This is a genomic window from Cellulosimicrobium sp. ES-005 (assembly GCF_040448685.1).
Lineage (GTDB): Bacteria > Actinomycetota > Actinomycetes > Actinomycetales > Cellulomonadaceae > Cellulosimicrobium > Cellulosimicrobium cellulans_G.
This window is the reverse complement of the sequence record NZ_CP159290.1, coordinates 2385817-2410617: the sequence shown is the minus strand read 5'-3', so window position 1 is coordinate 2410617 and position 24801 is coordinate 2385817. Positions and strand designations below refer to the sequence as shown.

Below are 24801 nucleotides of genomic sequence, written 5' to 3'. Positions count from 1 at the left end.
GCGGGACGGCGCCCGCCCGCCCGCCCGCCCCGCGCGGGCGAGCCGGGAGCCGGGGCGTCCCGAGCGGCGCCAGCGGTGGCTCATCGTGGTCGCCGGCGTGATCACGGCGGTCTTCGTGGGTCAGCTCGTGAACGTCCAGGTGCTCCGCGGGCCGGCGCTCGCGGCGGACGCGCGCGCCGACCGTACGCGCAGCTCGACGCTCCTGGCCCACCGCGGTGACATCACCGACGCCGACGGCGTGGTGCTCGCGACCTCGGTGGACCGGTACACGGTCGCGGCGGACCCGAAGACGATCGCCGACTTCACGCCCCGCACCGCGGACCTCGTCGACGGCGAGCCGCTCGAGGAGGGCGGTGCCGTGGGCGTGGCCAAGCTGCTCGCCCCGATCCTCGGACGGTCCGCCCCGGAGCTCGCCGCGCAGCTCAACGGGACGTCCCGGTACGTCGTCCTCGCCAAGGACGTCACGCCCGAGGTGCAGCGCCAGATCGCCGACCTCCGGCTCTCCGCCTACGTGCGCACCACCATGACGAGCGAGCGGACGTACCCGGCGGGCACCGTCGCGGGCAACCTCGTCGGCTTCGTCAACGAGGAGCAGGCGGGCGGCGGCGGGGTCGAGGCGTCCTACGACGACGTCCTCGCCGGCGTCTCCGGGTCGCGCGAGTGCGAGGCCGGGCTGGGCGGCCAGGTCATCCCGACCGGCCGGTGCGACGTCGTGGAGGCGGTGCCCGGGCGCAACGTGCAGCTCACGGTCGCGCGCGACGTGCAGTGGAAGGCGCAGGACTCGGTGGACCGCGCCGTGAGCGAGACCGGCGCGGAGTACGCGATCGCCGTCGTGCAGGACGTCCGCACGGGAGAGGTCCTCGCGCTCGCGGACTCCGGCACGGTGAACCCGAACGACCGCACGACGGACGCCGTCGCGCGGCCGAGCCGCGCGGTGTCGAACGTGTTCGACCCCGGGTCGACGGGCAAGGTCGTCACGATGGCCGCCGCCATCGAGGGCGGGTACGCCGACCCGGCGACCCAGTTCGAGGTGCCCTACCTCTACACGACGCCCAACGGCGAGACTTTCCGGGACTCGCACGAGCACCCGGTGGAGCGGCTCACGCTCGCCGGGGTGCTCGCCGAGTCGTCGAACACCGGGACCGTCCAGGTCGGGGAGAAGATCCCCAAGCAGGTGCGCTACGACTATCTGCACAAGTTCGGGTTCGGCGAGAAGTCCGGCCTCGGCCTGCCGGGAGAGTCCGCCGGCATCCTGCACCCCGCCGACGCGTGGGACGGCCGCACCGAGTACGCCGTGCTCTTCGGCCAGAGCGTGTCCGTGAACGCGATCCAGGCCACGAGCGTCTTCTCCACGATCGCGAACGGGGGCGTCCGCACGACGCCGAGCATCGTCGCCGGCACGACCGACGAGCGCGGAGCGTTCGTCCCCGCCGAGCGCCCCGCCCCGGTGCGCGTGGTCTCGCAGGAGACGGCGGACACGGTGCTGCACATGATGGAGTCGGTCGTCGAGGAGGGCACGGGTTCCAGCGCCGCGGTGCCCGGCTACCGGGTGGCCGGCAAGACGGGCACGGCGCAGATGGCCGGCTCCGACGGGAGGCTGTCCTCGATCATGGCGTCGTTCATCGGCGTGGCGCCCGCGGACGACCCGCGCTACACCGTGTCCGTGTTCCTCAAGGACCCCCACTCGTCGATCTTCGGCGGTGTCGTCGCGGCACCCGTGTTCAGCGAGATCATGGGCTTCACGCTCGAGCACGAGGGCGTGCAGCCGAGCACGGAGCCGTACGTGCCGCTCCCGACGACGTGGTGAACCTCACCTCGTCGGTCGGCCCCGCCCGGCGAGCCCGTCGCTCCGTCCGGGGCGGCGTCCGTGGAGGTCCGGTGAATCATGGTCCGGAGCGGCGGCGAGGGCGGGACGGCTTGCGGGGGTGGCGGTCGCGGCACGGTAGGTTCTACACGTGACATCCCCGATCGACCGCCTTCGTCCTGCCGCGACCACCCGTCGGTCGGTCGAGGACCTGGCAGCACGGTTCGGCCTCGACGTCCGCGCAGGTGACGGGCCCGCAGCGCCGTCGGCACCGGGCCCCGTCGAGGTGTGGGGGGTCGCCTCCGACGACCGCACGGCGGACGCGGGCGACCTCTTCGTCGCCCTCCCCGGTGCCCGGGCGCACGGGGCGCGCTTCGCTCCCGCGGCCGTCGCGCGCGGGGCGCACGCCGTCCTCACGGACGAGCAGGGCGCGGCGCTGGCGGCCGAGGCGGACCTGGGCGTCCCGGTGCTCGTCGCCGCGGACCCGCGCGCGCTGCTCGGCCCCGTCGCCGCGTGGGTCTACGGCAGCCCCGCGCAGGACCTCACGACGTTCGGCGTGACCGGCACGAACGGCAAGACCACCACCACCTACCTGGTCGACCACGCGCTCCGCGCGCTCGGCTGGAAGGGCGGTCTCATCGGCACGGTCGAGATGCGGTCGGGCGACCGCGTCCTGCCGAGCCGCCTCACGACCCCGGAGGCCGCCGACCTGCAGGCGCTGCTCGCGGCGATGCGGGAGGACGAGGTGCGCACCCTCGCGATGGAGGTCTCGTCGCACGCGCTCGCGCTGCACCGGGTCGACGGCCTCGTGTTCGACGTCGTGGGCTTCACGAACCTCAGCCAGGACCATCTCGACTTCCACGGCGACCTCCAGGAGTACTTCGAGGCGAAGGCGCTCCTGTTCACGCCGGAGCACGCCCGCCGCGGCGTCGTCGTCGTGGACGACGCGTGGGGCGAGCGCATGGTCGCGGCGGCCCGCATCCCGGTCGCGTCGCTGCGCGTGGGCACGCAGGACGCCGCGGACGCGCAGCCTGCCGCCGACTGGACCGTGCACGACGTCGAGCCGTCGGCGGCGGGGGGCTCCGCGTTCACGCTGCGCCACCGCGACGGGCGGCGGGTGCGCACGACGACCGCCCTGCCCGGTGCGTTCAACGTCGCCAACGCGGCGCTCGCCCTCGCGCTCGTGCTCGAGGCGGGCACGGACCCGCGCGACCTGGAGGCGGCGCTCGAGGCGGCCGGCGGGCTCACCCCGGCGGTCCCGGGACGCATGGAGCTCGTCTCGCGTCCTCCGCACCGCCCGCGCGTCGTCGTCGACTTCGCCCACAACCCCGACGCGCTGGCGCTCGCGCTCGACGCGCTGCGCCCGACGACGCCCGGTCGTCTGGTCGTCGTGTTCGGCGCCACGGGCGACCGCGACCGCGGCAAGCGGCCCACGATGGGCGGCGTCGCGGTCGAGGGGGCCGACGTCGTCGTCGTCACGGACGACGACCCGCACGGCGAGGACCCGGCCGCGATCCGGGCCGAGGTCCTCCCGGGGGCCCTCGCCGCCCGCGCGGCGGCAGCCGCCGCCCCGGAGGCGCGCGACGTCGTGGTGCTCGAGGTCGCGCCGCGCGCACGCGCGATCCGCGAGGCGATCGCCGCCGCCGGCCCCGACGACACGGTGCTCGTCGCGGGCCGCGGCCACGAGGTGTGGCAGGAGATCGCCGGCGTCGACCACGCCCTGGACGACCGTGTCGAGGCGCGCGCCGCGCTCGAGGAGCGGGATGCGGGCGACGCACCCCACGGAACCCCCGACGACCTGAAGGAGCACCACGCATGATCGAGCTCACTGCGGCGCAGGTGGCCGCAGCGACCGGCGGACGGCTGTCCGCCGACCCGGAGGCGCGGGTCGGGGGGCCCGTCGTCGTCGACTCGCGCCGGGTCGAGCCGGGATCGCTCTTCGTCGCGCTGCCCGGCGAGCACGTCGACGGCCACGACTACGCGGCCGGGGCGGTCGCCGCCGGGGCGACCCTGGTCCTCGCGGCCCGTGAGCTCGACGTGCCGTGCGTCGTCGTCGACGACGTCCAGACCGCTCTGGGCGAGCTCGCCCGGCACGTGCTCGCGACGCTGCGCGAGCGTGGCGACCTGCGGGTCGTCGCGGTGACCGGCTCCGTGGGCAAGACCACGACCAAGGACCTGCTGGGGCAGCTCCTGCGGCCCGAGGGCGCGACGGTCGTGCCGCGCGGCTCGTTCAACAACGAGATCGGGCTCCCGCTCACCGTGCTCGAGGCGGACGACTCGACGCGCTTCCTCGTGCTGGAGATGGGGGCGAGCGGCGTCGGCCACCTCACCTACCTGACCCGCATCGCGCCCCCCGACGTCTCGGTGGTCCTCGTCGTGGGCAGCGCCCATCTCGGGGAGTTCGGCGGCATCGAGGCCGTGGCGCGCGCGAAGGCGGAGATCGTCACGGGCCTGGCCCCGGGCGGGGTCGCGGTGCTCAACGCCGACGACCTCCGCGTCGCCGCGATGGCCGACGCCGCGCCGGGCGAGGTCGTGACGTTCGGGACGATCCCCGCGTCCGACGTGCGCGCCGAGGACCTCGGGATCGACCGGACCGGCCGTGCGTCGTTCACGCTGCGCGTGCGCCCGGGAGCGTCCGGGGCGACGGGCGCGGAGGCGCACGCGCGCGTGACCCTCGGCCTCGTCGGGGAGCACCACGTGACGAACGCCCTCGCGGCCGCGACGGCGGCGCTGCGCCTCGGCGTCGCGCTGCCCGACGTCGCCGCGCGGCTCTCCGACGCGCGCGCGCTGAGCCCGCACCGGATGCAGGTCACCGAGCGCCCCGACGGCGTGACGGTGATCGACGACTCGTACAACGCCAACCCCGACTCGATGCGGGCCGCGCTCAAGGCTCTGGCGGTCATGGCGGGGCGCGACCGGCGGTCCGTCGCGGTGCTCGGCGAGATGCTCGAGCTCGGCGAGGACTCGCGCGTCGCTCACGACGACATCGGCCGGCTCGTGGTCCGATTGAACGTCAAGCTGCTCGTCGTGGTCGGCGAGGGCGCCGGCGGGATCCACGACGGCGCGACCCAGGAGGGGTCGTGGGGCGACGAGACGCGGTTCGTCCCCGACGTCGAGGCGGCGTCCGCGCTGCTGCGCGACGAGCTGCGGGAAGGGGACGTCGTGCTCGTGAAGGCCTCGAACGGGTCCGGCCTGTGGCGGCTCGGTGACGAGCTGGCCGCGGCCGGCGCGGACACGTCCGGAGGTGACGGCGCATGATCGCGATCATCGTCGCGGCGGGCGTCTCCCTGCTCGTCGCCCTGTTCGGCACGCCGCTGTTCATCCGGTTCCTCGTCCACCGCAACTACGGGCAGTTCGTCCGCCAGGACGGCCCGACGGCGCACTTCACCAAGCGCGGGACGCCCACCATGGGCGGGGTCGTCATCATCGGGGCGACGCTGCTCGGCTGGGCGATGTCGTACGTGGTCTCGGGGCGGTTCCCGAGCGTGTCCGCCCTGCTCGTCCTGTTCCTCATGACGGGGCTCGGGATCGTCGGCTTCCTCGACGACTTCACGAAGATCCGCAAGCAGCGCAGCCTCGGGCTCACGGCCCGCGCGAAGATCATCGGCCAGGGCGCGGTCGGCATCGCGTTCGCGGTGCTCGCGCTGCAGTTCCCGAACGAGCACGGCCGCACGCCGGCGTCCACGCGCATCTCCTTCCTGCGCGACACGAACCTCGACCTCGCGTTCGCGGGCGCCACGGTCGGGCTGATCCTGTTCGTGATCTGGGCGAACTTCCTCATCACGGCGTGGTCGAACGCGGTGAACCTCACGGACGGCCTCGACGGCCTCGCGACGGGCGTGTCCCTCATCGTGTTCGGCTCGTACGTGCTCGTGGGGATCTGGCAGCTCAACCAGACGTGCCAGCGCCTCGCCTCGGCCGGTCCGAGCTGCTACGAGACGCGAGACCCGCAGGACCTCGCGATCGTGGCCGCGGCGATCGTCGGCGCGTGCTTCGGCTTCCTGTGGTGGAACGCGAGCCCGGCGAAGATCTTCATGGGCGACACCGGGTCGCTCGCCCTCGGCGGCGCGCTCGCCGGCCTCTCGATCCTCACGCGGACCGAGTTCCTCGCGCTCATCATCGGCGGCCTCTTCGTCATCATCGTGCTCTCCGACGTCATCCAGATCGGCTTCTTCAAGATGACCGGTCGGCGCGTGTTCAAGATGGCTCCGCTGCACCACCACTTCGAGCTGTCGGGCTGGGGCGAGGTCACCATCGTGATCCGCTTCTGGCTCATCGCCGGGCTGTTCGCCGCGCTGGGCATCGGCATCTTCTACGCCGAGTGGGTGGTCGGCTAGTGGCACGCGACCGTCACGACCTCGCGGTCCCGCTCGACGTGGCGCGCGTGGTCGTCGCCGGCCTCAGGGTCTCGGGCCGGGCGGCCGCCGCCGCCCTCGCGACCCGGGCCGCCGCCGTCGTCACGCTCGACGACCGCGCGGAGGACGCCGACCTGCACGCCGCTGAGGACGTCGACCTCGCGGCGACCGATCTCGTCGTCGTCTCGCCCGGGTGGCCGCCGAGCCACCCGTTCCTCGTGGCGGCGGCCGAGCGGGGCGTCCCGGTGTGGAGCGAGGTCGAGCTCGCCTGGCGCCTGCGCGTCGACGGCCCGTCCGGGCGTCCCGCGCCCTGGCTCGCCGTGACCGGGACGAACGGCAAGACGACGACCGTCGAGATGCTCGAGACGATCCTGCGGACCGCGGGCCTGCGCGCCGCGGCGGTGGGCAACGTCGGCACGCCGGTCGTGGAGGCCGTGCTGGACCCGACGCTCGACGTGCTCGCCGTGGAGCTCTCGAGCTTCCAGCTCCACTTCACGCACACGACGTCGCCCGAGGCGGGCGCGGTGCTCAACGTCGCCCCGGACCACCTCGACTGGCACGGCGGGATCGACGCGTACGCGGCGGACAAGGGCCGGGTCTTCGAGGACGCGCAGGTGGCGTGCGTGTACAACGCCGCGGACCCGCGCACCGAGGCGCTGGTGCGCGAGGCCGACGTGGTCGAGGGCGCGCGCGCCGTCGGCTTCACGCTCGGCGCCCCGACGCGCGGCCAGCTCGGCGTCATCGAGGACGTGCTCGTGGACCGCGCGTTCCACGCGCCCGCGGACGCTCCCGACCGGCACACGCACGCGGCCGAGCTCGCCACGCTGGGCGACCTCGCGCACCTGGCCGGGGCCGACGGCGTCGTGCCCGCGCACGTCGTCGCGAACGCGCTCGCCGCGGCCGCCCTCGCCCGGGCCCACGGCGTCCCGGCCGTCGCCGTGCGCGACGGCCTGCGCGCGTTCCGCACGGGCTCGCACCGCATCGAGCAGGTCGCGTCGGTCGACGGCGTCGCCTACGTCGACGACTCCAAGGCGACCAACGCGCACGCGGCCTCCGCGTCGCTCGCGTCGTTCGCGCCCGGGACCGTCGTGTGGGTCGCGGGCGGCCTCGCCAAGGGCGCCTCGTTCGACGAGCTCGTCGCCGCGCGCGCCGACCGGCTGCGGGCCGTGGTGCTCATCGGCGTGGACGCGGAGCCGTTCGCGGGCGCGCTCGCCCGACACGCGCCCGATATCCCGGTCGTGCGGGTCGATCCTGGCGACACTGGGACCGTGATGCCCCGCGCCGTCGACTCCGCCCGCCGCCTCGCGCAGGCCGGCGACACGGTGCTGCTCGCCCCGGCCGGCGCGTCGATGGACCAGTTCCGCTCGTACGCGGCGCGCGGCGACGCGTTCGCCGACGCGGCGCGCGCGCTGCGCCCCGACCACGGGTAGGCCGGTCCGGCCATGACACAGACCGCGAACGGACGAGGGGCGCCGTCGACGCGCACGACCCCTCGCACGGGCGCGGGTCGGAAGTCGGCACGGGGCCGGGCGAAGCTGCCGGCCGGCCGCGGGGCGCGCCCTCGCACGACCGCCGTCCCGGCCGAGCGGCCCTGGCTCGGGCAGTGGAACAGCACCGTGACGAGCTACTACCTCCTCGTCGGGGCGACCGCGCTGCTGACGATCATCGGGCTCGTCATGGTCTTCTCGAGCTCGGCCGTCACCCAGATCGCGGCGGGCAAGTCCCCGTTCGGCGCGTTCCTGGACCAGGCCCGGTTCGCTCTCCTCGGGCTGCCCGTGCTGCTCGTCGCGACCCGGATCCCGATCGCCTGGTACAAGCGCCTCGCCTGGCCCGCGCTCGTCGCGGCTCTCGCACTCCAAGCGTTGGTCTTCACGCCCCTCGCGGTGAACGTCAACGGCAACATCGGCTGGGTCGAGATCGGGTCCTTCCGCTTCCAGCCGGCGGAGATCGCCAAGCTCGCCCTCGCGCTGTGGCTCGGCGCGGTGCTCGGGCGCAAGCAGCGGCTGCTCGGACAGTGGCGCCACGTGCTCGTCCCCGCGGTGCCGGTCGCCGTGGTGGTGATCGGGCTCGTCCTGGCGGGACACGACCTGGGCACGGCCCTCGTGCTCATGGCGCTCGTCGCCGGCGCGTTCTTCGTCTCGGGCGCCGACGGCCGGCTGCTCGCGCTCGGTGCCGGCATCGCCGCGTTCGTCGTGGGCTACGTGTTCATCCTCAACCAGTCGGGCGGCGACCGGCTGGGGCGCATCATGGCCACCTACCGTGAGTGCACGGACACGCTCGGCGAGTGCTACCAGTCCCTGCACGGGCAGTGGGCGCTGGGCACCGGCGGCCTCACGGGCGTCGGCCTCGGGGCGAGCCGCGAGAAGTGGAGCTACCTGCCCGAGGCGCACAACGACTTCATCTTCGCCGTGATCGGCGAGGAGCTGGGGCTCTTCGGCACGCTGCTCGTCCTCGGCCTGTTCGTGATCGTCGGCGTCGCGACGAGCCGGATCATCCGGCGGCACCCGGACCCGTTCGTGAAGATCACGACCGCCGCGATCGCGTGCTGGATCGTCGGGCAGGCGTTCATCAACATCGGCGTCGTGATCGGTCTGCTCCCCGTGATCGGCGTCCCGCTGCCGCTCGTCTCCGCGGGCGGCTCCGCGCTCATCATGACCATGGCCGCGCTCGGCGTGCTCATCTCCTTCGCCCGCACCGAGCCCGGCGCGGCGGAGGCGCTGGCGGCGCGGGGGAGCGTCGTGCGGCGCTCGCTCGCGGTCGTCGGCCGGGCGGCGCGGCCCCGGCGCCGGGCGCGATGACCCCCGGTCCCGGGACCGGGCGACGCCCGGCTCCGGCGGCCCACAGCTTCAGACCACAGCCAGGACGCGGCACCCGCCGCAAGGAAGGACGACGAGGTACGTGACGACGATCGGTTCGGTGGTGCTCGCAGGCGGCGGGACGGCGGGGCACGTGAACCCGCTCCTGGCGGTGGCGGACGAGCTGCGGGCGCGTGAGCCCGGCGTGGTGGTGACCGCGCTCGGGGTCGCGGGCGGGCTGGAGGACGACCTCGTCCCCGCGCGCGGCTACCCCCTGCGGCACGTGCCGCGCGTCCCCCTCCCGCGGCGGCCGAGCGCCGAGTGGGTCAACCTCCCGGGCCGCCTCAAGTCCGCGGTCGACGCCGCGGGCGCCGTCATCGACGAGACGGGCGCACGCGTCGTGGTGGGATTTGGCGGCTACGTGTCGACGCCCGCGTACCTCGCGGCGCGCCGCCGCGACGTGCCGGTCGTGATCCACGAGCAGAACGCCCGTCCCGGCCTCGCCAACCGGCTCGGTGCCCGGTGGGCCGCGCGCGTCGGGGTGACGTTCGAGGGCACGCCGCTCAAGGGCGGCGTGGTGACGGGCCTGCCGCTGCGCCGCGAGATCCAGGATCTCGTGGCCGCCCGCGCGGCCGACGCGGTGGCCGTGCGCGCGGACGCCGCGGCGCGACTCGGGCTCGACCCGGGTCGGCGCACGCTCGTCGTCACGGGCGGGTCGCTCGGGGCGCAGAGCCTCAACGAGGCGGTCTCGGGGGCGGCCGACGCGCTCCTCGGCGCGGGCGCGCAGGTCCTCCACCTGACGGGCAAGGGGAAGGACGCGGCCGTCCGCGACGCGGCGGCGGCCGCGGTCGCCGCGCGTCCGGGCGCGCGGTACGACGTGCGCGAGTACCTCGCCGAGATGCAGCTCGCGCTCGCCGTCGCGGACCTGGTCGTGTGCCGTGCGGGCGCCGGGACCGTGGGCGAGCTCGCGGCGCTGGGCATCCCGGCCGTGTACGTCCCTCTGCCGATCGGCAACGGCGAGCAGCGGCTCAACGCCGGCCCGGTCGTCGCTGCGGGCGGCGGCCTGCTCGTCGACGACGCACAGCTCGACGCGGCCTGGGTCGCGCGCGAGGTCCCGGCGCTGCTCGGCGACCCGGGGCGCCTCGGCGCGATGGCGGGCGCGGCGGCGCGGGCGGGCGTGCGCGACGGCGCGGCGCGCGTCGCCGACCTCGTCGCCGAGGCGGTCGCCGCCGCCGACGAGACCGGGACGCGCTCGTGACGACGCACGGCGACTCCGCCCCGGTCCCGCTCGACGAGCTGGGCACGGTCCACCTCGTCGGGGTCGGCGGCGCAGGCATGTCGGTGGTCGCGCGACTGCTCGCGGCGCACGGCGTCCGCGTGCAGGGCTCGGACGCGCGCGAGAGCGAGACGCTCGAGGCCCTGCGGTCCGACGGCGTGCAGGTCTGGGCGGGGCACGACGCCGCCCACGTCACGGGCGCGGACACGGTCGTGGTCTCGAGCGCGGTCCGCGCGTCGAACCCGGAGCTCGTGGCCGCGCGCGCCGCGGGCCTGCGCGTGCTGCACCGCTCGCAGGCGCTCGCGTCGCTCATGGCCCACGGGCGCTCGGTCGCGGTCGCCGGCGCGCACGGCAAGACGACGACGTCCGCGATGATCGCGACGGTCCTGCGCGGCGCGGGTCTCGACCCGTCCTTCGCGATCGGCGGCACGGTGCTCACGGCGGACGGGCCCGTCGCCGGGGGGCACCTCGGGTCCGACGTCCTCGTGGCCGAGGCCGACGAGTCCGACGGCTCGTTCCTCAACTACGCGCCCGACGTCGCGGTCGTGACGAACGTGGAGCCGGACCACCTCGACCACTACGGGTCGCGCGCGGCGTTCGAGCAGGCGTTCGTCGACTTCGCGGCGCGGATCGTCCCGGGCGGGACGCTGGTCGCGTGCGCCGACGACGCCGGGGCGCGCGCGCTCGCGGCCGCCCACGCCGCGGGCGGGGGCGCGGTCGTCACCTACGGCACCGCCGCCGACGCCGACGTGCGCGCGTCGGACGTGCGCCCGACCACCGACGACGGACGCGCGGGCGTGCGCGCGGCGCTCGCGGGGGCCGTCGGGGGCGCCACGCTCGACGGGCTCGAGCTGCGGCTGCGCGTGCCCGGCCACCACAACGCGCTGAACGCCACGGCGGCCGTCGTGACCGCGGTCGTGCTCGGCGTGGACCCGGCGGCGGCCGTCGCCGCGGCGCACGGCTTCCTCGGCACGGGACGCCGGTTCGAGGCGCGCGGCGAGGCGGGCGGGGTGCGGGTCGTCGACGACTACGCGCACCACCCGACGGAGGTCGCGGCGCTGCTGGCTGCCGCGCGGCCCGTCGCCGCGGGAGGCCGGGTGCTCGTGCTCTTCCAGCCGCACCTGTACTCGCGCACGGCGACGTTCGCGCGCGAGTTCGCGCGGGCGCTGGGGGCCGCGGACGAGGTCGTGGTCACGGGGATCTACGCCGCGCGCGAGGACCCCGACCCGACCGTGGGACCGCGCACGATCACGGACCTGATGGACGCTCCCGGCGTGGTGGTGGCGGCCGTGGAGGACCGGGTCGAGGCCGCGCGCCGCGTCGCGGACGCCGCGCGGCCGGGGGACCTCGTCCTCACGGTCGGCGCCGGCGACGTGACGGAGCTGGGCGCGGTGGTCCTCGCGCGGATCGCCGAGCGGACCGCCGGCGCCGGGGCTCCCGGAGGGGGCGCGGCCTGATGCGCCCGCCGCCCCGGCCCCGACCCGCCGCACCCCGACCGGACCGGTCGGGCGCGGGGGCGAGCGCCGCGCGGCCCGCGTCCCCGGCACGGTCGGGGACGCCGAAGCCGGTCACCCGGGCGCCGGCCGAGGAGACGCCCACACGGCCCGTCCGCCGCGTGACCTCCGCCGGGCGCGAGCTCGTGCCGTCGACCACCGAGCGCCCCCGGGCGAGCGGGCCCGCGACGGGTCCGCAGAGCGTCCGAGGGCGGCCGCGGGGTTCCGCGAGGACGCCGACCGCCCCGCGCGGGACGCCGACCGCCCCGGTCGGCGTCGTGTCGCACGGGATGGCCGAGCGGCTGGCCGAGCGCGACGCGATGCGCCGGCACCGCGTGCGCACGCGCGTGCTCGGGTGGGTCTCGGGTGCGCTCGTGGTGGCCGCGCTCGTGTGGGTCGCGTTCTTCTCGTCGGTGCTCGGGCTGGACCCGGAGGACGTGACGATCTCGGGAGAGGGCACGGTGATCGACCCGGCCCAGGTCGAGGCCGTGGTCGCGGAGTCCGCCGGGGTGCCGCTGCCGCGGCTCGACACGGTCGCGCTGCGCGAGCGGGTCCTGGCCCTCAACGGCGTCCGCGACGTCGAGATCCGCCGCGCCTGGCCGGCCGGGCTGACCGTGCTGCTCGAGTCGCGCGAGCCGGTGGTCGCGGTCCCGGTGGACGGCGGGTTCGCGCTGCTCGACGCGGACGGCGTGCAGGTGCGCACCGACCCCGCCGTCCCGGAGGGGCTGCCGGAGATCGACGCCCCGCTCGACGACCGTGGCGCCAAGGCGCTCGACGCGGCGCTCGTGCTCCTCAACGCGCTGCCGGCCGACCTCCACGCGCAGGTCGCCGAGGTGTCGGCCCCGACGCGCGACGCGGTCCGGATGACGCTGCGGGACGGCGTGGTGGTGGAGTGGGGGAGCGCGGAGGAGGCGGCGCTCAAGGTCCGCGTCCTGCAGACGCTGCGCGCGGTCCCCGAGAACGCGGGCGTGACGCTCTACGACGTCTCGGCACCCACGATGCCGGTGACGCGGTGAGCAGCACGGGAGCGCCGTGCACGGCGATACCCGACACGCGCGAGGCGGTCGTTGATGATGGGCACGTCGACACCTACGGTCGACCCATGAACGACCTGACATAACTATAACCCTCTAGTTGAGGGTGAAGGTTCAGGGCTGACCGATCGAGAGGCATTGACGTGGCAACTCCGCAGAACTACCTAGCAGTGATCAAGGTGGTCGGCATCGGCGGTGGGGGCGTGAACGCCGTCAACCGGATGATCGAGGTCGGCCTCAAGGGCGTCGAGTTCATCGCCATCAACACGGACGCGCAGGCGCTCCTCATGTCGGACGCCGACGTCAAGCTCGACGTCGGCCGCGAGCTGACGCGCGGGCTCGGTGCCGGCGCGGACCCCGAGGTGGGCAAGAAGGCCGCCGAGGACCACGCCGAGGAGATCGAGGACGTGCTGCGCGGCGCGGACATGGTCTTCGTCACCGCGGGCGAGGGCGGCGGCACCGGCACGGGCGGCGCGCCCGTCGTCGCGCGGATCGCTCGCTCGCTCGGCGCGCTCACCGTCGGTGTCGTGACCCGCCCGTTCACGTTCGAGGGTCGTCGTCGCTCGGTCCAGGCCGACCAGGGCATCGAGAACCTGCGCAACGAGGTCGACACCCTCATCGTCATCCCCAACGACCGCCTCCTGTCGATGTCCGACCGCAACGTCAGCGCGCTCCAGGCCTTCCACCAGGCGGACCAGGTGCTGCTCTCCGGCGTGCAGGGCATCACGGACCTCATCACGACGCCGGGCCTCATCAACCTCGACTTCGCCGACGTGAAGTCGGTCATGCAGGGGGCGGGCAGCGCCCTCATGGGCATCGGCAACGCGCGAGGCGACGACCGCGCCGTCCAGGCCGCCGAGATGGCGATCTCGTCGCCGCTCCTGGAGGCCAGCATCGACGGCGCGCACGGCGTCCTCCTGTCGATCCAGGGTGGCTCCGACCTCGGGCTCTTCGAGATCAACGAGGCGGCGCGTCTCGTCCACGAGGCCGCTCACACCGAGGCCAACATCATCTTCGGCGCGGTGATCGACGACGCGCTGGGCGACGAGGTGCGCGTCACCGTGATCGCCGCGGGCTTCGACGGCGGTGCGCCGCAGGTCCGTGGCGACGCCCGCGCGCTCGGCCAGGTGGCCGGGGCGCAGCGCCCGGCGACGAGCGCGATCCCGGCCGTCCCGGCGGCGCGCCCGGTGCCGCCGGCGCCGGCGCCGACGACGGGCGCCCACACGCTGCCCCGTCCGGTGGTGCCGATCCAGCCGGAGGCCGACGACGTGCCCGTCACGCTCGACGGCGGCTCGGGCCCGGTCCCCGTCGAGCCGTCGCCCGCCCCGACGTTCACCGTGGTCGGCTCGGGCGACGCGGCGAACCAGAACGCCGACGCCGTGCCGGGCGGCCAGAACGCGGGCGTCGAGGTGCCGCCGCGGATCTTCGACGAGGAGCCCGCGCGCCGCAAGGTCGAGGAGCTCGACGTCCCCGACTTCCTCAAGTGACCCGGTGCTGACCCGGGACCGGACCCGATGAGCACCCGACCTGCGTCCGACGGGAGGGGCGGCGTCCTCGACGCCGCCCCTCCCGTCGTGCTCGCTGTCGACCTCGGTCCCGGCGTGCGCGCCGGGTTCACGACCCGCACGGGCGGTGTCTCGCCGGCGCCCTGGGACTCGCTCAACCTCGGCCTCAACGTGACCGACGACGCGACGCGCGTCCGGAGCAACCGTGCGCGCGCGTCCGCGTGGCTCGGGGCTCCGGTCGCCTTCTCCTCCCAGGTGCACGGCACGGACGTCGTGCGGCTCGGCTCGCCGCCCCGGGACGCGGCCGGTGCGCCCGTGGACTCGGTGGGCGAGGCCGACGCGATCGTCGCGACCGCCCCGGGCGTGGGGCTCGGCGTGCTCGTGGCCGACTGCGTGCCCGTCCTCCTCGCGGACGCCGACGCGGGTGTCGTCGGGGTCGCCCACGCGGGACGGCGCGGGCTCGCGCACGGCGTCGTCCCGGCGGTCCTCGAGGCGATGCGCGCGGCGGGCGCCCGGACCCGGAACGTCCGGGCCGCCGTCGGGCCGAGCGCGTGCGGCCGGTGCTACGAGGTCCCCGCGACGATGCGCGACGACGTCGCGCTCGCGCGGCCGGCCACGCGGTCCACGACGTCGTGGGGCACCCCGGCGCTCGACCTGCCGGCCGGCGTGGTGGCCGACCTCGTCGCCGCCGGGGTCGAGGACGTCGTGCACGTCGACGCGTGCACGATCGAGGACGACCGGTTCTTCTCGCACCGGCGCGCGGCGCGCGGCGGGACGACGACGGGTCGCTTCGCCGGACTGGTCACGCTCTCCGGCGCGTGACACCCCCGGCCTCGACCTCCGGGTGAGGTTGAGGACGACGGGCGTGTCGTCCCGTGATCGTCCGACGCCCTCGGTTAGCGTGAACGCACCGGTCCGACGGCCGGTGGACCGACGGATCGATCGAGGACGGAGCAAGGCCCATGGCGGGAGCGCTGCGCAAGACCATGCTGTATCTGGGCCTCGCTGATGATCGCGGCGAGGACGAGCAGGACGAGTACGTCGACGAGCTCGACGAGACGGGGGCGGACGTGTCGCACGACTACCAGGCCCAGGTGACGCCGCTGCACCGCGCGCTCGGACCGCGCGAGGTGCCGCAGACGAGCATGTCGGCCGCCGAGCTGCGCCGGATCACGACGGTCCACCCGCGGTCGTACAACGACGCGCGCGTGATCGGGGAGGCGTTCCGCGGAGGGACGCCCGTGATCATGAACCTGTCGGACATGGACGACGCGGACGCGAAGCGCCTGGTCGACTTCTCCGCCGGACTCATCTTCGGGCTCCACGGCGCCATCGAGCGTGTCACGAACAAGGTGTTCCTGCTCTCGCCCGAGCACGTGGAGATCACCGGCGAGGAGCAGGCCGCGGCGCCGGCCCCCGGGCGCGCCGGGTTCTACAACCAGAGTTGACGGCGTGCGGGGCGCGCAGCGCCCGCCGAGCACGCGCCCCGCGTACGGCGCACGGAGGGACGGACGTGGCGACACGTCCGTCCCTCTCCTGCTGTCCGCCTCGCGGCCCGCGTGTCCCGTGCCCGGCCGCGCGACGTGCGTCTGGCACAGTTGACCCGTGATCTGGGACCTCATCACAGGGATCGTCGGATTCCTGCTCTGGCTCTACCTGCTGCTGCTCATCGGTCGGCTCGTGTTCGACTGGGTGCAGTTCTTCGCGCGCGACTGGCGACCGCGAGGCGTGATGCTCGTGCTCGCCGAGGTGATCTACTCGGCGACGGACCCGCCGCTGCGCGCGCTGCGCCGTCTCGTCCCGCCGCTCTCGTTGGGGCAGGTGCGCCTCGACCTGGCGTTCATCATCCTCTTCTTCGCGGTGACGATCGCGGCGCAGATCGTGTCGTCGCTCTGAGACGCACGTCACGCGGAGGTCCGCTGCGGGCGGACCACCGAGGTGTGCTACGTCCGGTTCGCCCCGACCGCGACCGGCCCGACGCCACACCGTCACGTCATCCACACGGGCGCGCGGCGCGCGAACGCACGACCGCTCCCGGCTCCCACGGGCAATCTCCGCTACTTTGGACTCTGGTGATCGCGAGGTCGCCCGGACCGACACGCAAACGCTATGAGGTGAACCGATGGCACTGCTCACTGCAGAGGACATCCTGAACAAGAAGTTCTCGGCGACGAAGTTCCGCGAGGGGTACGACGTCGAAGAGGTCGACGACTTCTTGGACGAGGTGGTGAGGACTCTCAACTCCGTGCAGGAGGAGAACGAGGACCTCAAGTCGAAGCTCGCTGCCGCGGAGCGTCGTATCGCCGAGCTCAGCCGGGCCGACGCGTCCAGCGCCGTGGTGCAGCCCGCCGTCGTCGAGGCGCCCAAGGCGCCCGAGCCGGAGCCCGCCCCGGTCGCGCCGATCTCGCAGGCCGTGGTCGCGAAGAACGGCGCGGAGCCCGAGTCGGCGACCGGCATGCTCCAGCTCGCCCAGAAGCTGCACGACGACTACGTGCGCTCGGGCCAGGAGGAGGGCGACCGGCTCATCGCGGAGGCGAAGGAGGAGGGCACGCGCATCGTGCGCGAGGCCGAGGAGACCTCGCACCGCACGCTGTCGCAGCTCGAGCAGGAGCGCTCGCTCCTCGAGCGCAAGATCGACGAGCTGCGCATCTTCGAGCGCGACTACCGCACGCGCCTCAAGAGCTACCTGCAGAACCTGCTGGGCGACCTCGACAACCGGGGCAGCGCCCTCCCGCCGCGCAGCAACGTCGGCGGGGCGAGCCGGACGAGCGACCTCGCTCCCGGCATCTAGCACCTGCGTCGACCGTCCGGCAGCGGCCGGTACGCCTCGCACCTGCGTCTTTCCGCCTCGGCGGCCCGGCGTGGTGTGTTGTGCGTACCGGCCGCTGCGTCTACTCTCGCGTGACTCGAACTTGGAGGGGCGACATGACCAAGCTCACCACCGCGGCCCGCACGGCCGTGCGCGACCGATTCCCGAACCTCGCGAAGGACGTCAAGTCCTTCCCCGTGCGCGACGGGGAGGAGCCCTGGACCCTGCGGGAGGCCGAGGAGCTCGCCGCCGAGCTCCTCGCGGAGAAGGAGCGCCTGGAGGGGGAGCTCGCCTCCGCCGACGAGGAGCTCTCGAACCTCCTGCGCCACTCCGGGGACGGGGCGGGCGACGACCAGGCGGACTCCGGCTCGAGCGCGCTGGAGCGGGAGCAGGAGCTGACCCTCGTCAACAACGTGCGCGACCTCCTCGCGCAGACGTCGCACGCGCTCGACCGCATCGCGGCGGGCACGTACGCGACCTGCGAGGAGACCGGGCTGCCGATCGGGAAGGCACGTCTCCAGGCGTTCCCGCGGGCGAACCTCTCGGTCGAGGCGAAGCAGCGCGCCGAGCGGCGCTGAGCGTCGCTCGCACGGACGGTCGGGCGGGGCCCGCGCAGAGGTCGTGGCCGACGTGGCAGACTTGCCGCCGATGTCCACCTCCGCGCTCCCCGAGCCCACCGAACCCGCCGACGCCCCCGATCCCGGCGGTGCGCCCGGCACCGAGACCGGCACCGAGACGAGCACCGAGACCAGCGTCCCGTCCGGTCCCGAGGCCGGCACCCCCGGCCGCGGGCCGCGGCGCGTCCTCGTGGTCTGGACGGTCGTCCTCGCCGCACTCGTCCTGGTGCTCGACCAGCTCACCAAGTGGTGGGCGGAGTCCAGCCTCACGGTCGGCGACGACACGATCCCGCTCCTCGGGTCCCTGCTGGGGCTCCGGCTCATCTACAACCCCGGTGCGGCGCTCTCCATCGCGACGGGGATGACCTGGGTCCTGACGATCGTCGTCGTGGCCGTGGTGGTCGTCATCGTGCGCATGGTGAGCCGGATCGGCTCCCGCGCGTGGGCCGTCGCCCTCGGGCTGCTGCTCGGCGGAGCGCTGGGGAACCTCGTGGACCGGTTCTTCCGCGAGCCGGGCTTCGCCCGCGGGCACGTCGTCGACTTCATCGCCTACGCGAACTGGTTCGTGGGCAACGTCGCGGACATCGCGATCGTGACCGCCGCGGTGATGATCGCCGTGCTCTCGGTCCTCGGCATCGGGCTGGACGGGACGCGTCACGGTGGCGACGAGGCGCCCGAGCCGGACGCCGGGGCGGCGGCCGAGACCGGCCCGACGACGGTGCACGCCGAGGGCGAGGAGGAGCGGTGAGCCTGCGCTCCCTCCCGGTCCCGGACGGGCTCGCGGGCGAGCGGGTCGACGCCGGGCTGGCACGTCTCCTCGGTCTCTCCCGCACGCGGGCGGCGGAGCTCGCCGCGGACGGTGCGGTCCGCCTCGACGGCCGCGAGGTCGGCAAGTCCGACCGGCTCGTCCCGGGAGCGTGGCTCGAGGTCGACGTGCCCGACGCCGCCCCGGCGGCGGTCGAGGTCGTCGCCGAGCCCGTGCCGGGGATGGGCATCGTCTACGACGACGACGACGTCGTGGTCGTCGACAAGCCCGTGGGCGTGGCCGCGCACCCGTCGCCCGGCTGGACCGGCCCGACCGTCGTCGGCGCGCTCGCCGCCGCGGGCTACCGGATCTCCACGTCGGGCGCGGCCGAGCGTCAGGGCATCGTGCACCGGCTCGACGTCGGGACCTCGGGCCTCATGGTCGTCGCGAAGAGCGAGGTCGCGTACACGGCGCTCAAGCGTGCCTTCAAGGAGCGCACGGTCGAGAAGGTCTACCACGCGCTCGTCCAGGGGCACCCCGAGCCGACCACCGGGACGATCGACGCGCCCATCGGACGCCACCCCAGCGCCGACTGGAAGTTCGCCGTCACCGCCGAGGGCAAGCCGTCGGTCACGCACTACGAGGTCCTGGAGATGCTGCCCGCGGCGTCGCTCGTCGAGGTGCACCTCGAGACCGGGCGCACGCACCAGATCCGCGTGCACTTCTCCGCGCTGCGCCACCCGTGCGTCGGCGACCTCACCTACGGTGCCGACCCGGTGCTCGCCTCGCGCGTCGCCCTGGCACGACAGTGGCTCCACGCCGTGCGCCTCGGGTTCGAGCACCCGACGACCGGGCAGTGGCTCGAGCTGACGAGCGCGTACCCGGACGACCTCGCGCACGCGCTCGAGGTGCTGCGCGGGGCGTACGCGTGAGCTCGAGGGCAGCCGCGGGTGCCGAGACGGCCGGGGACGGTCGGCTGGTCGTCGAGCGCGTGGTCGACGACGCCGGGCTGGCCGCGGCGCACGCGCTGCGGCTCGCGGTCTTCGTCGACGAGCAGGGCGTCCCCGTCGAGGAGGAGATCGACGACCTCGACACCGCGCCGACGACGACGCACGTCCTCGTGCGCGACCGCGAGCAGGAGGACCTGGTCGTCGGGACGGGGCGGCTGCTGACCGACCCGGCGCACCCGGGCGAGGTCCACGTCGGGCGGGTCGCGGTGTCCGCGGCCGCGCGCGGCACCGGCGCGGGCACCGCGGTGATGCGCGCGCTGGAGGGGATCGCGCTCGCCGAGCACGCGACGCCGGGGACCGACGGGCGGCGCCTCGTGCGCGTCCTGCTCTCCGCCCAGGTCCAGGCGATCGGCTTCTACGAACGGCTCGGCTACACCGTCTCGGGACCCGTCTACCTCGACGCGGGGATCGACCACCGCGACGCCGCGAAGACCCTCTCGACCGACGCCTGACGCGTCGGCGACCGGCGTGCCCGACCCCTCGTCCGGGGCCCCGGCGAGGAGTGTGCGACGCAGCACACCGGAGACCGCCGACGGTGCCCGGGCGCGTGGGTGGGGCGACTTAGGATCGGTGCATGCCGACCGCCGCTGAGGACTTCGTCCACCTCCACGTCCACACCGAGTACTCGATGCTGGACGGCGCGGCGCGGATCGGGGACCTGTTCGACGAGGTCGAGCGGCTCGGGCAGAAGGCCATCGCGACCACGGACCACGGCTACGTGTTCGGGGCGTTCGAGTTCTGGTCGCGCGCGCAGGCGAAGGGCATCAAGCCGATCATCGGCGTCGAGGCGTACATCACGCCGGGGACGAGCCGGTTCGACCAGACGCGCGTGCGGTTCGGCCAGCAGGGGCAGGAGGCCGACGACGTCTCGGCGCGCGGCGCGTACACGCACATGACGCTCCTCGCCAAGGACAACGAGGGACTGCACAACCTGTTCCGGGCGTCCTCGCTGGCGTCGCTGGAGGGGCAGATGGGCAAGTGGCCCCGCATGGACCGGGACCTGCTCCAGACCTACGGCAAGGGCCTCGTCGCGACGAGCGGCTGCCCGTCGGGGGAGATCCAGACGCGCCTGCGCCTCGGCCAGTGGGACGAGGCCGTGCGGACCGCGGGCGAGCTCCAGGACGTGTTCGGCCGCGAGAACTTCTACGTCGAGCTCATGGACCACGGTCTCGACATCGAGACCCGGGTCACGCAGGACCTGCTGCGGCTCGCGGAGACGATCGGCGCGCCGCTCGTCGCGACGAACGACCTCCATTACGTCCGCGAGGAGGACGCGTCGAGCCAGGAGGCCCTGCTCGCGATCAACTCGGGGTCGACGCTCGACGACCCGGACCGGTTCAAGTTCGACGGCACCGGCTACTACGTGAAGTCGGCGGCGGAGATGCGCCGGGTGTTCGCCGAGCTGCCCGAGGCGTGCGACAACACCCTGCTCATCGCCGAGCAGTGCGAGGTGTCGTTCGACACCTCGGCGAACTACATGCCGCGGTTCCCCGTCCCCGACGGCGAGGACGAGACGAGCTGGTTCGTCAAGGAGATCGAGCGCGGGCTGCACCGGCGGTACCCGAACGGGATCCCGGACGCGTCGCGCAAGCAGGCGCAGTACGAGACCGAGGTCATCATCCAGATGGGCTTCCCGGGGTACTTCCTCGTGGTCGCCGACTTCATCAACTGGGCCAAGGAGCAGGGGATCCGGGTCGGGCCGGGCCGTGGCTCGGCGGCCGGGTCGATGGCCTCCTACCTCATGGGGATCACCGAGCTCGACCCGCTCGAGCACGGCCTGATCTTCGAGCGGTTCCTCAACCCCGAGCGCGTGTCGATGCCCGACGTCGACGTCGACTTCGACGAGCGTCGGCGCGGGGAGGTCATCCGGTACGTCACGGAGAAGTACGGGGACGACCGCGTCGCCCAGATCGTCACGTACGGCACGATCAAGGCCAAGCAGGCGCTCAAGGACTCGGCGCGCCTCCTGGGCTTCCCCTTCGCGATGGGCGAGAAGCTCACGAAGGCGATGCCGCCCGCGGTCATGGGCAAGGACATCCCGCTGTCCGGGATCTTCGACCCGAAGCACGAGCGGTACCCCGAGGCGGCGGAGTTCCGTCAGCTCCACGACACGGACCCCGAGGCGCAGCGCGTCGTCGAGCTCGCGCGCGGCATCGAGGGCCTGAAGCGGCAGTGGGGCGTGCACGCCGCGGGCGTCATCATGTCGAGCGACCCGCTCATCGACATCATCCCGATCATGCGCCGCCCGCAGGACGGCGCGGTCATCACGCAGTTCGACTACCCGACGTCCGAGGGCCTCGGGCTCATCAAGATGGACTTCCTGGGGCTGCGCAACCTCACGATCCTCGACGACGCGCTCGAGAACATCGTGATGAACGGCAAGGACCCGATCGAGATCGAGTCGCTCGCGCTCGACGACAAGGCGTCCTACGACCTGCTGGCGCGCGGTGACACCCTCGGCGTGTTCCAGCTCGACGGCGGGCCGATGCGCGCGCTGCTGCGGCAGATGAAGCCGGACAAGTTCGACGACCTCTCGGCCGTCATCGCGCTGTACCGCCCGGGCCCCATGGGCATGAACTCGCACACGAACTACGCGCTGCGCAAGAACGGCCTGCAGAAGATCGAGCCGATCCACCCGGAGCTCGAGAAGCCGCTCGCGGAGATCCTGGACGAGACCTACGGGCTCATCGTCTACCAGGAGCAGGTGCAGCGCGCCGCGCAGATCCTCGCCGGGTACTCGCTCGGCCAGGCCGACCTGCTCCGGCGCGCGATGGGCAAGAAGAAGAAGGAGATCCTCGACAAGGAGTTCGTGCCCTTCCAGGCGGGCTGCCGCGAGCGCGGGTACTCCGACGGCGCGATTCAGGCGGTCTGGGACACGCTGGTCCCGTTCGCGGGTTACGCGTTCAACAAGGCGCACTCCGCGGGCTACGGCCTCGTCGCCTACTGGACGGCCTTCCTCAAGGCGAACTACCCGACCGAGTACATGGCGGCGCTCCTGCAGAGCGTGCGGGACGACAAGGACAAGCTCGCCCTGTACCTCAACGAGTGCCGGCGCATGCACATCACGGTGCTGCCGCCCGACGTGAACGACTCCGCGGCCAAGTTCACGGCCGTCGGCAACGACATCCGCTTCGGCCTCACGGGCGTGCGCAACGTCGGCGCTAACGTCGTCGACGCGATCATCCGCACGCGCGAGGAGAAGGGCGCGTTCTCGTCGTTCACCGACTTCCTCGACAAGGTGCCGGCCGTCGTCTGCAACAAGCGCACCATCGAGTCGCTCATCAAGGCGGGCGCGTTCGACTCGCTCGGTCACCCCCGGCGCGCGCTGCTCGTCGTGCACGAGCAGGCGGTCGACTCGGTCATCAGCGTCAAGCGCAAGGAGGCCGAGGGGCAGTTCGACCTGTTCGCCGACTTCGGCGGCGACGCCGAGGACGGCATGTCGTTCTCCGTCGACGTGCCCGACCTGCCGGACTGGGACAAGAAGCAGCGGCTCGCGTTCGAGCGCGAGATGCTCGGTCTCTACGTGTCCGACCACCCGCTCTCCGGCCTGGAGCACGTGCTCACGCGGGCCGCGGACACCGGCATCGCGAACCTGCTCGCCGACGAGGGGCGGCCGGACGGGTCGACGGTGGTGATCGCGGGCCTGGTCACGTCGCTCCAGCGCAAGATGAGCAAGAACGGCAACCCGTGGGCGGCGGTGACCATCGAGGACCTCGAGGGTGCTGTGGAGGTCATGTTCTTCGGCGAGACCTATCTCGCCTACTCGACGATCCTCGCCGAGGACCAGGTCGTCGTGCTGCGCGGGCGGGTGCGCCGTCGCGACGACACGATGCAGCTCCAGGCGATGGAGGTGTCGCTGCCCGACATCACCGTGGGGGCGGAGTCGCCGCTCGCCGTGAAGGTGTCCCACACGCGCTGCGTGGAGCCGATCATCGTGCGGCTGCGCGAGGTGCTCGCGACGCACCCCGGCTCGGCCGAGGTCCACGTCCAGGTCCTGGAACCCGGCAAGACGACGGTCGTGCGCGCGGGGGACGGGCTGCGCGTCGAGAAGTCACCGGCGCTGTTCGGCGACCTCAAGGCCCTGCTCGGGCCGTCGTGCCTGGTCGGCTGACGCGGATGACCGCGGCGGTCGACGGTCCCGGACGCGCGTCGTGGGACGACGGCTCGGCGTCGCACCGGTTCCGGGTCGTGCCGGCGGCCTACGTGCTGCTGCGGCGCGGCGACGCGGTGCTGCTCCAGCTCCGGCAGGGCACCGGCTACCGGGACGGGTTCTGGGCCGCGGCCGCGGCCGGGCACGTCGAGGCGGGCGAGTCGGTCGTCGCGGCGGCGGTGCGCGAGGCGCGCGAGGAGCTGGGGGTCGAGATCGACCCCGCCGACCTGCGTCCGCTCACCGCCCTGCACCGCGGCGAGCCGGGCGGGCCGGCGCTCGAGCAGCGCGCCGACTTCTTCTTCGCGACCGCGGCCTGGTCCGGCGAGCCGACGCTCCAGGAGCAGGACAAGGCGGCCGACCTGCGGTGGTTCGCGCTGGACGCCCTGCCCGACCCGGTCGTCCCGCACGAGCTGCACGTCCTGCGCGCCCTGCGGGCGGGCACGGTGCCGGCGGTCATGACCTTCGGGTTCGACGCCTGACGCGCGCGGGCGCGGGGAGCGTCGGCGCCGGAACCCGTAGGCTCGACGCCGTGATGCGCCTCAACCCCGAACAGCTCGTCTTCGTCACCGAACGCCACCTGGCGACCCTCACCACGCTGCGCGCCGACGGCACGCCGCACGTCGTCCCCGTCGCCTTCACGTGGGACCCCGACGCGGGCGTGCTGCGCATCACGACGAACCGCGCGTCGGTCAAGGCCCGCAACGCGCGCCTGCCGGGCGCCGACGGGGGCGCCCCGCGTGCCGCGGTGTGCCAGGTCGAGGGCGGCCGGTGGATCACGCTCGAGGGCACGATCGAGGTCGTCGAGGACGAGGACGAGGTGGCGGACGCCGTCGCGCGCTACGCCCGTCGGTACCGCCCGCTCGACCACAACCCCGAGCGCGTCGTCCTGCGCCTCACGCCCGACAAGGTGATGGCCTCGACCTACATGGCCTGACGGTCGCTCAGGCGACGATCGCGCTCTCGGTGCCCTGGGGGTGGTCGACCGAGACGACGTCGCCACGGTGCAGCTGGCGGCCGCGGCGCGTGTCGACCTCCCCGTTGACGCGGACCTCGCCCTCCGTGACGAGCTCGCGCGCCTCGGCGCCGGACTCGGCGAGGCCGGCGAGCTTGAGGAACTGGCCGAGGCGGATCACGTCGTCGGAGATCTCGACCGGGCGGGCGTCGTCGGGGGAGCTCATGGATCCATTGTCCCCGCCCGCGGGCGCCGC

Annotated in this window: 22 protein-coding genes; 21 read left to right on the top strand and 1 reads right to left on the bottom strand. The window is 74.0% G+C overall.

The genetic code is table 11. The features are described from left to right. The first annotated feature begins 97 nt into the window (after positions 1-97). From ABRQ22_RS10560 to ABRQ22_RS10460, 21 genes are all read left to right on the top strand, one after another. Positions 98-1807, top strand: coding sequence for a penicillin-binding protein 2 (locus ABRQ22_RS10560; RefSeq protein WP_253051363.1), 1710 nt, complete (start codon positions 98-100; stop codon positions 1805-1807). Positions 1808-1955: 148 nt separating this feature from the next. After that, positions 1956-3623 carry a UDP-N-acetylmuramoyl-L-alanyl-D-glutamate--2,6-diaminopimelate ligase gene (locus ABRQ22_RS10555; RefSeq protein ID WP_353709469.1) on the top strand — a complete coding sequence of 556 codons (1668 nt, stop codon included), beginning with the start codon at positions 1956-1958 and terminating at the stop codon, positions 3621-3623. Continuing rightward, on the top strand, positions 3620-5062 hold the full coding sequence (gene murF, locus ABRQ22_RS10550) for a UDP-N-acetylmuramoyl-tripeptide--D-alanyl-D-alanine ligase (RefSeq protein ID WP_353709468.1): 1443 nt from the start codon (positions 3620-3622) through the stop codon (positions 5060-5062). Before ABRQ22_RS10555 ends, murF begins: the two co-directional genes overlap by 4 nt. Next, positions 5059-6141 (top strand): phospho-N-acetylmuramoyl-pentapeptide-transferase, encoded by a 1083-nt coding sequence (gene mraY, locus ABRQ22_RS10545; RefSeq protein ID WP_253051366.1) that lies wholly within the window; start codon positions 5059-5061, stop codon positions 6139-6141. The genes murF and mraY overlap by 4 nt, the downstream gene beginning before the upstream one ends. Then, the gene (gene murD, locus ABRQ22_RS10540) at positions 6141-7589 is read left to right on the top strand and encodes a UDP-N-acetylmuramoyl-L-alanine--D-glutamate ligase (RefSeq protein WP_353709467.1); all 1449 of its coding nucleotides are present in this window, start codon (positions 6141-6143) and stop codon (positions 7587-7589) included. Before mraY ends, murD begins: the two co-directional genes overlap by 1 nt. A 12-nt stretch (positions 7590-7601) precedes the next feature. After that, complete coding sequence (gene ftsW, locus ABRQ22_RS10535; RefSeq protein ID WP_353709466.1) at positions 7602-8957, top strand: putative lipid II flippase FtsW; 1356 nt, start codon at positions 7602-7604, stop codon at positions 8955-8957. Positions 8958-9057: 100 nt separating this feature from the next. Then, complete coding sequence (gene murG, locus ABRQ22_RS10530; RefSeq protein WP_353709465.1) at positions 9058-10212, top strand: undecaprenyldiphospho-muramoylpentapeptide beta-N-acetylglucosaminyltransferase; 1155 nt, start codon at positions 9058-9060, stop codon at positions 10210-10212. Next, on the top strand, positions 10209-11687 hold the full coding sequence (gene murC, locus ABRQ22_RS10525) for a UDP-N-acetylmuramate--L-alanine ligase (protein WP_353709464.1): 1479 nt from the start codon (positions 10209-10211) through the stop codon (positions 11685-11687). The genes murG and murC overlap by 4 nt, the downstream gene beginning before the upstream one ends. Before the next feature lie 314 nt (positions 11688-12001). Then, a complete protein-coding gene (locus ABRQ22_RS10520) occupies positions 12002-12739 on the top strand; it encodes a cell division protein FtsQ/DivIB (RefSeq protein WP_353709463.1) in 738 nt (245 codons plus the stop codon). A gap of 161 nt (positions 12740-12900) precedes the next feature. Further along, positions 12901-14244 carry a cell division protein FtsZ gene (ftsZ, locus tag ABRQ22_RS10515; RefSeq protein ID WP_253051371.1) on the top strand — a complete coding sequence of 448 codons (1344 nt, stop codon included), beginning with the start codon at positions 12901-12903 and terminating at the stop codon, positions 14242-14244. A 27-nt stretch (positions 14245-14271) separates the two neighbouring features. Continuing rightward, positions 14272-15084 (top strand): peptidoglycan editing factor PgeF, encoded by an 813-nt coding sequence (pgeF, locus tag ABRQ22_RS10510; RefSeq protein ID WP_353709462.1) that lies wholly within the window; start codon positions 14272-14274, stop codon positions 15082-15084. 140 nt (positions 15085-15224) lie between these two features. After that, the gene (sepF, locus tag ABRQ22_RS10505; RefSeq protein WP_047234000.1) at positions 15225-15710 is read left to right on the top strand and encodes a cell division protein SepF; all 486 of its coding nucleotides are present in this window, start codon (positions 15225-15227) and stop codon (positions 15708-15710) included. Positions 15711-15867: 157 nt separating this feature from the next. Further along, complete coding sequence (locus ABRQ22_RS10500; protein WP_353709461.1) at positions 15868-16158, top strand: YggT family protein; 291 nt, start codon at positions 15868-15870, stop codon at positions 16156-16158. A 226-nt stretch (positions 16159-16384) separates the two neighbouring features. Further along, positions 16385-17053 carry a DivIVA domain-containing protein gene (locus ABRQ22_RS10495; protein ID WP_253051374.1) on the top strand — a complete coding sequence of 223 codons (669 nt, stop codon included), beginning with the start codon at positions 16385-16387 and terminating at the stop codon, positions 17051-17053. Positions 17054-17187: 134 nt separating this feature from the next. Further along, positions 17188-17649 (top strand): TraR/DksA C4-type zinc finger protein, encoded by a 462-nt coding sequence (locus ABRQ22_RS10490; protein ID WP_253051375.1) that lies wholly within the window; start codon positions 17188-17190, stop codon positions 17647-17649. Between the two features lie 70 nt (positions 17650-17719). Further along, on the top strand, positions 17720-18436 hold the full coding sequence (locus tag ABRQ22_RS10485; protein ID WP_353709460.1) for a signal peptidase II: 717 nt from the start codon (positions 17720-17722) through the stop codon (positions 18434-18436). Continuing rightward, entirely contained in the window at positions 18433-19365 is a 933-nt protein-coding gene (locus tag ABRQ22_RS10480) for an RluA family pseudouridine synthase (protein WP_253051377.1), read from the top strand. The genes ABRQ22_RS10485 and ABRQ22_RS10480 overlap by 4 nt, the downstream gene beginning before the upstream one ends. Next, the gene (locus ABRQ22_RS10475) at positions 19362-19895 is read left to right on the top strand and encodes a GNAT family N-acetyltransferase (RefSeq protein ID WP_353709459.1); all 534 of its coding nucleotides are present in this window, start codon (positions 19362-19364) and stop codon (positions 19893-19895) included. The genes ABRQ22_RS10480 and ABRQ22_RS10475 overlap by 4 nt, the downstream gene beginning before the upstream one ends. Positions 19896-20017: 122 nt before the next feature. Further along, complete coding sequence (gene dnaE / locus ABRQ22_RS10470) at positions 20018-23554, top strand: DNA polymerase III subunit alpha (RefSeq protein WP_353709458.1); 3537 nt, start codon at positions 20018-20020, stop codon at positions 23552-23554. A 5-nt stretch (positions 23555-23559) separates the two neighbouring features. Further along, positions 23560-24072, top strand: coding sequence for an NUDIX domain-containing protein (locus ABRQ22_RS10465; protein ID WP_353709457.1), 513 nt, complete (start codon positions 23560-23562; stop codon positions 24070-24072). A gap of 50 nt (positions 24073-24122) precedes the next feature. After that, positions 24123-24527, top strand: coding sequence for a PPOX class F420-dependent oxidoreductase (locus tag ABRQ22_RS10460; RefSeq protein ID WP_253051381.1), 405 nt, complete (start codon positions 24123-24125; stop codon positions 24525-24527). Positions 24528-24534: 7 nt separating this feature from the next. Here the strand turns inward: ABRQ22_RS10460 and ABRQ22_RS10455 are convergent, their stop codons facing one another. Then, complete coding sequence (locus ABRQ22_RS10455) at positions 24535-24771, bottom strand: RNA-binding S4 domain-containing protein (RefSeq protein ID WP_253051382.1); 237 nt, start codon at positions 24769-24771, stop codon at positions 24535-24537. Positions 24772-24801 lie beyond the last annotated feature (30 nt).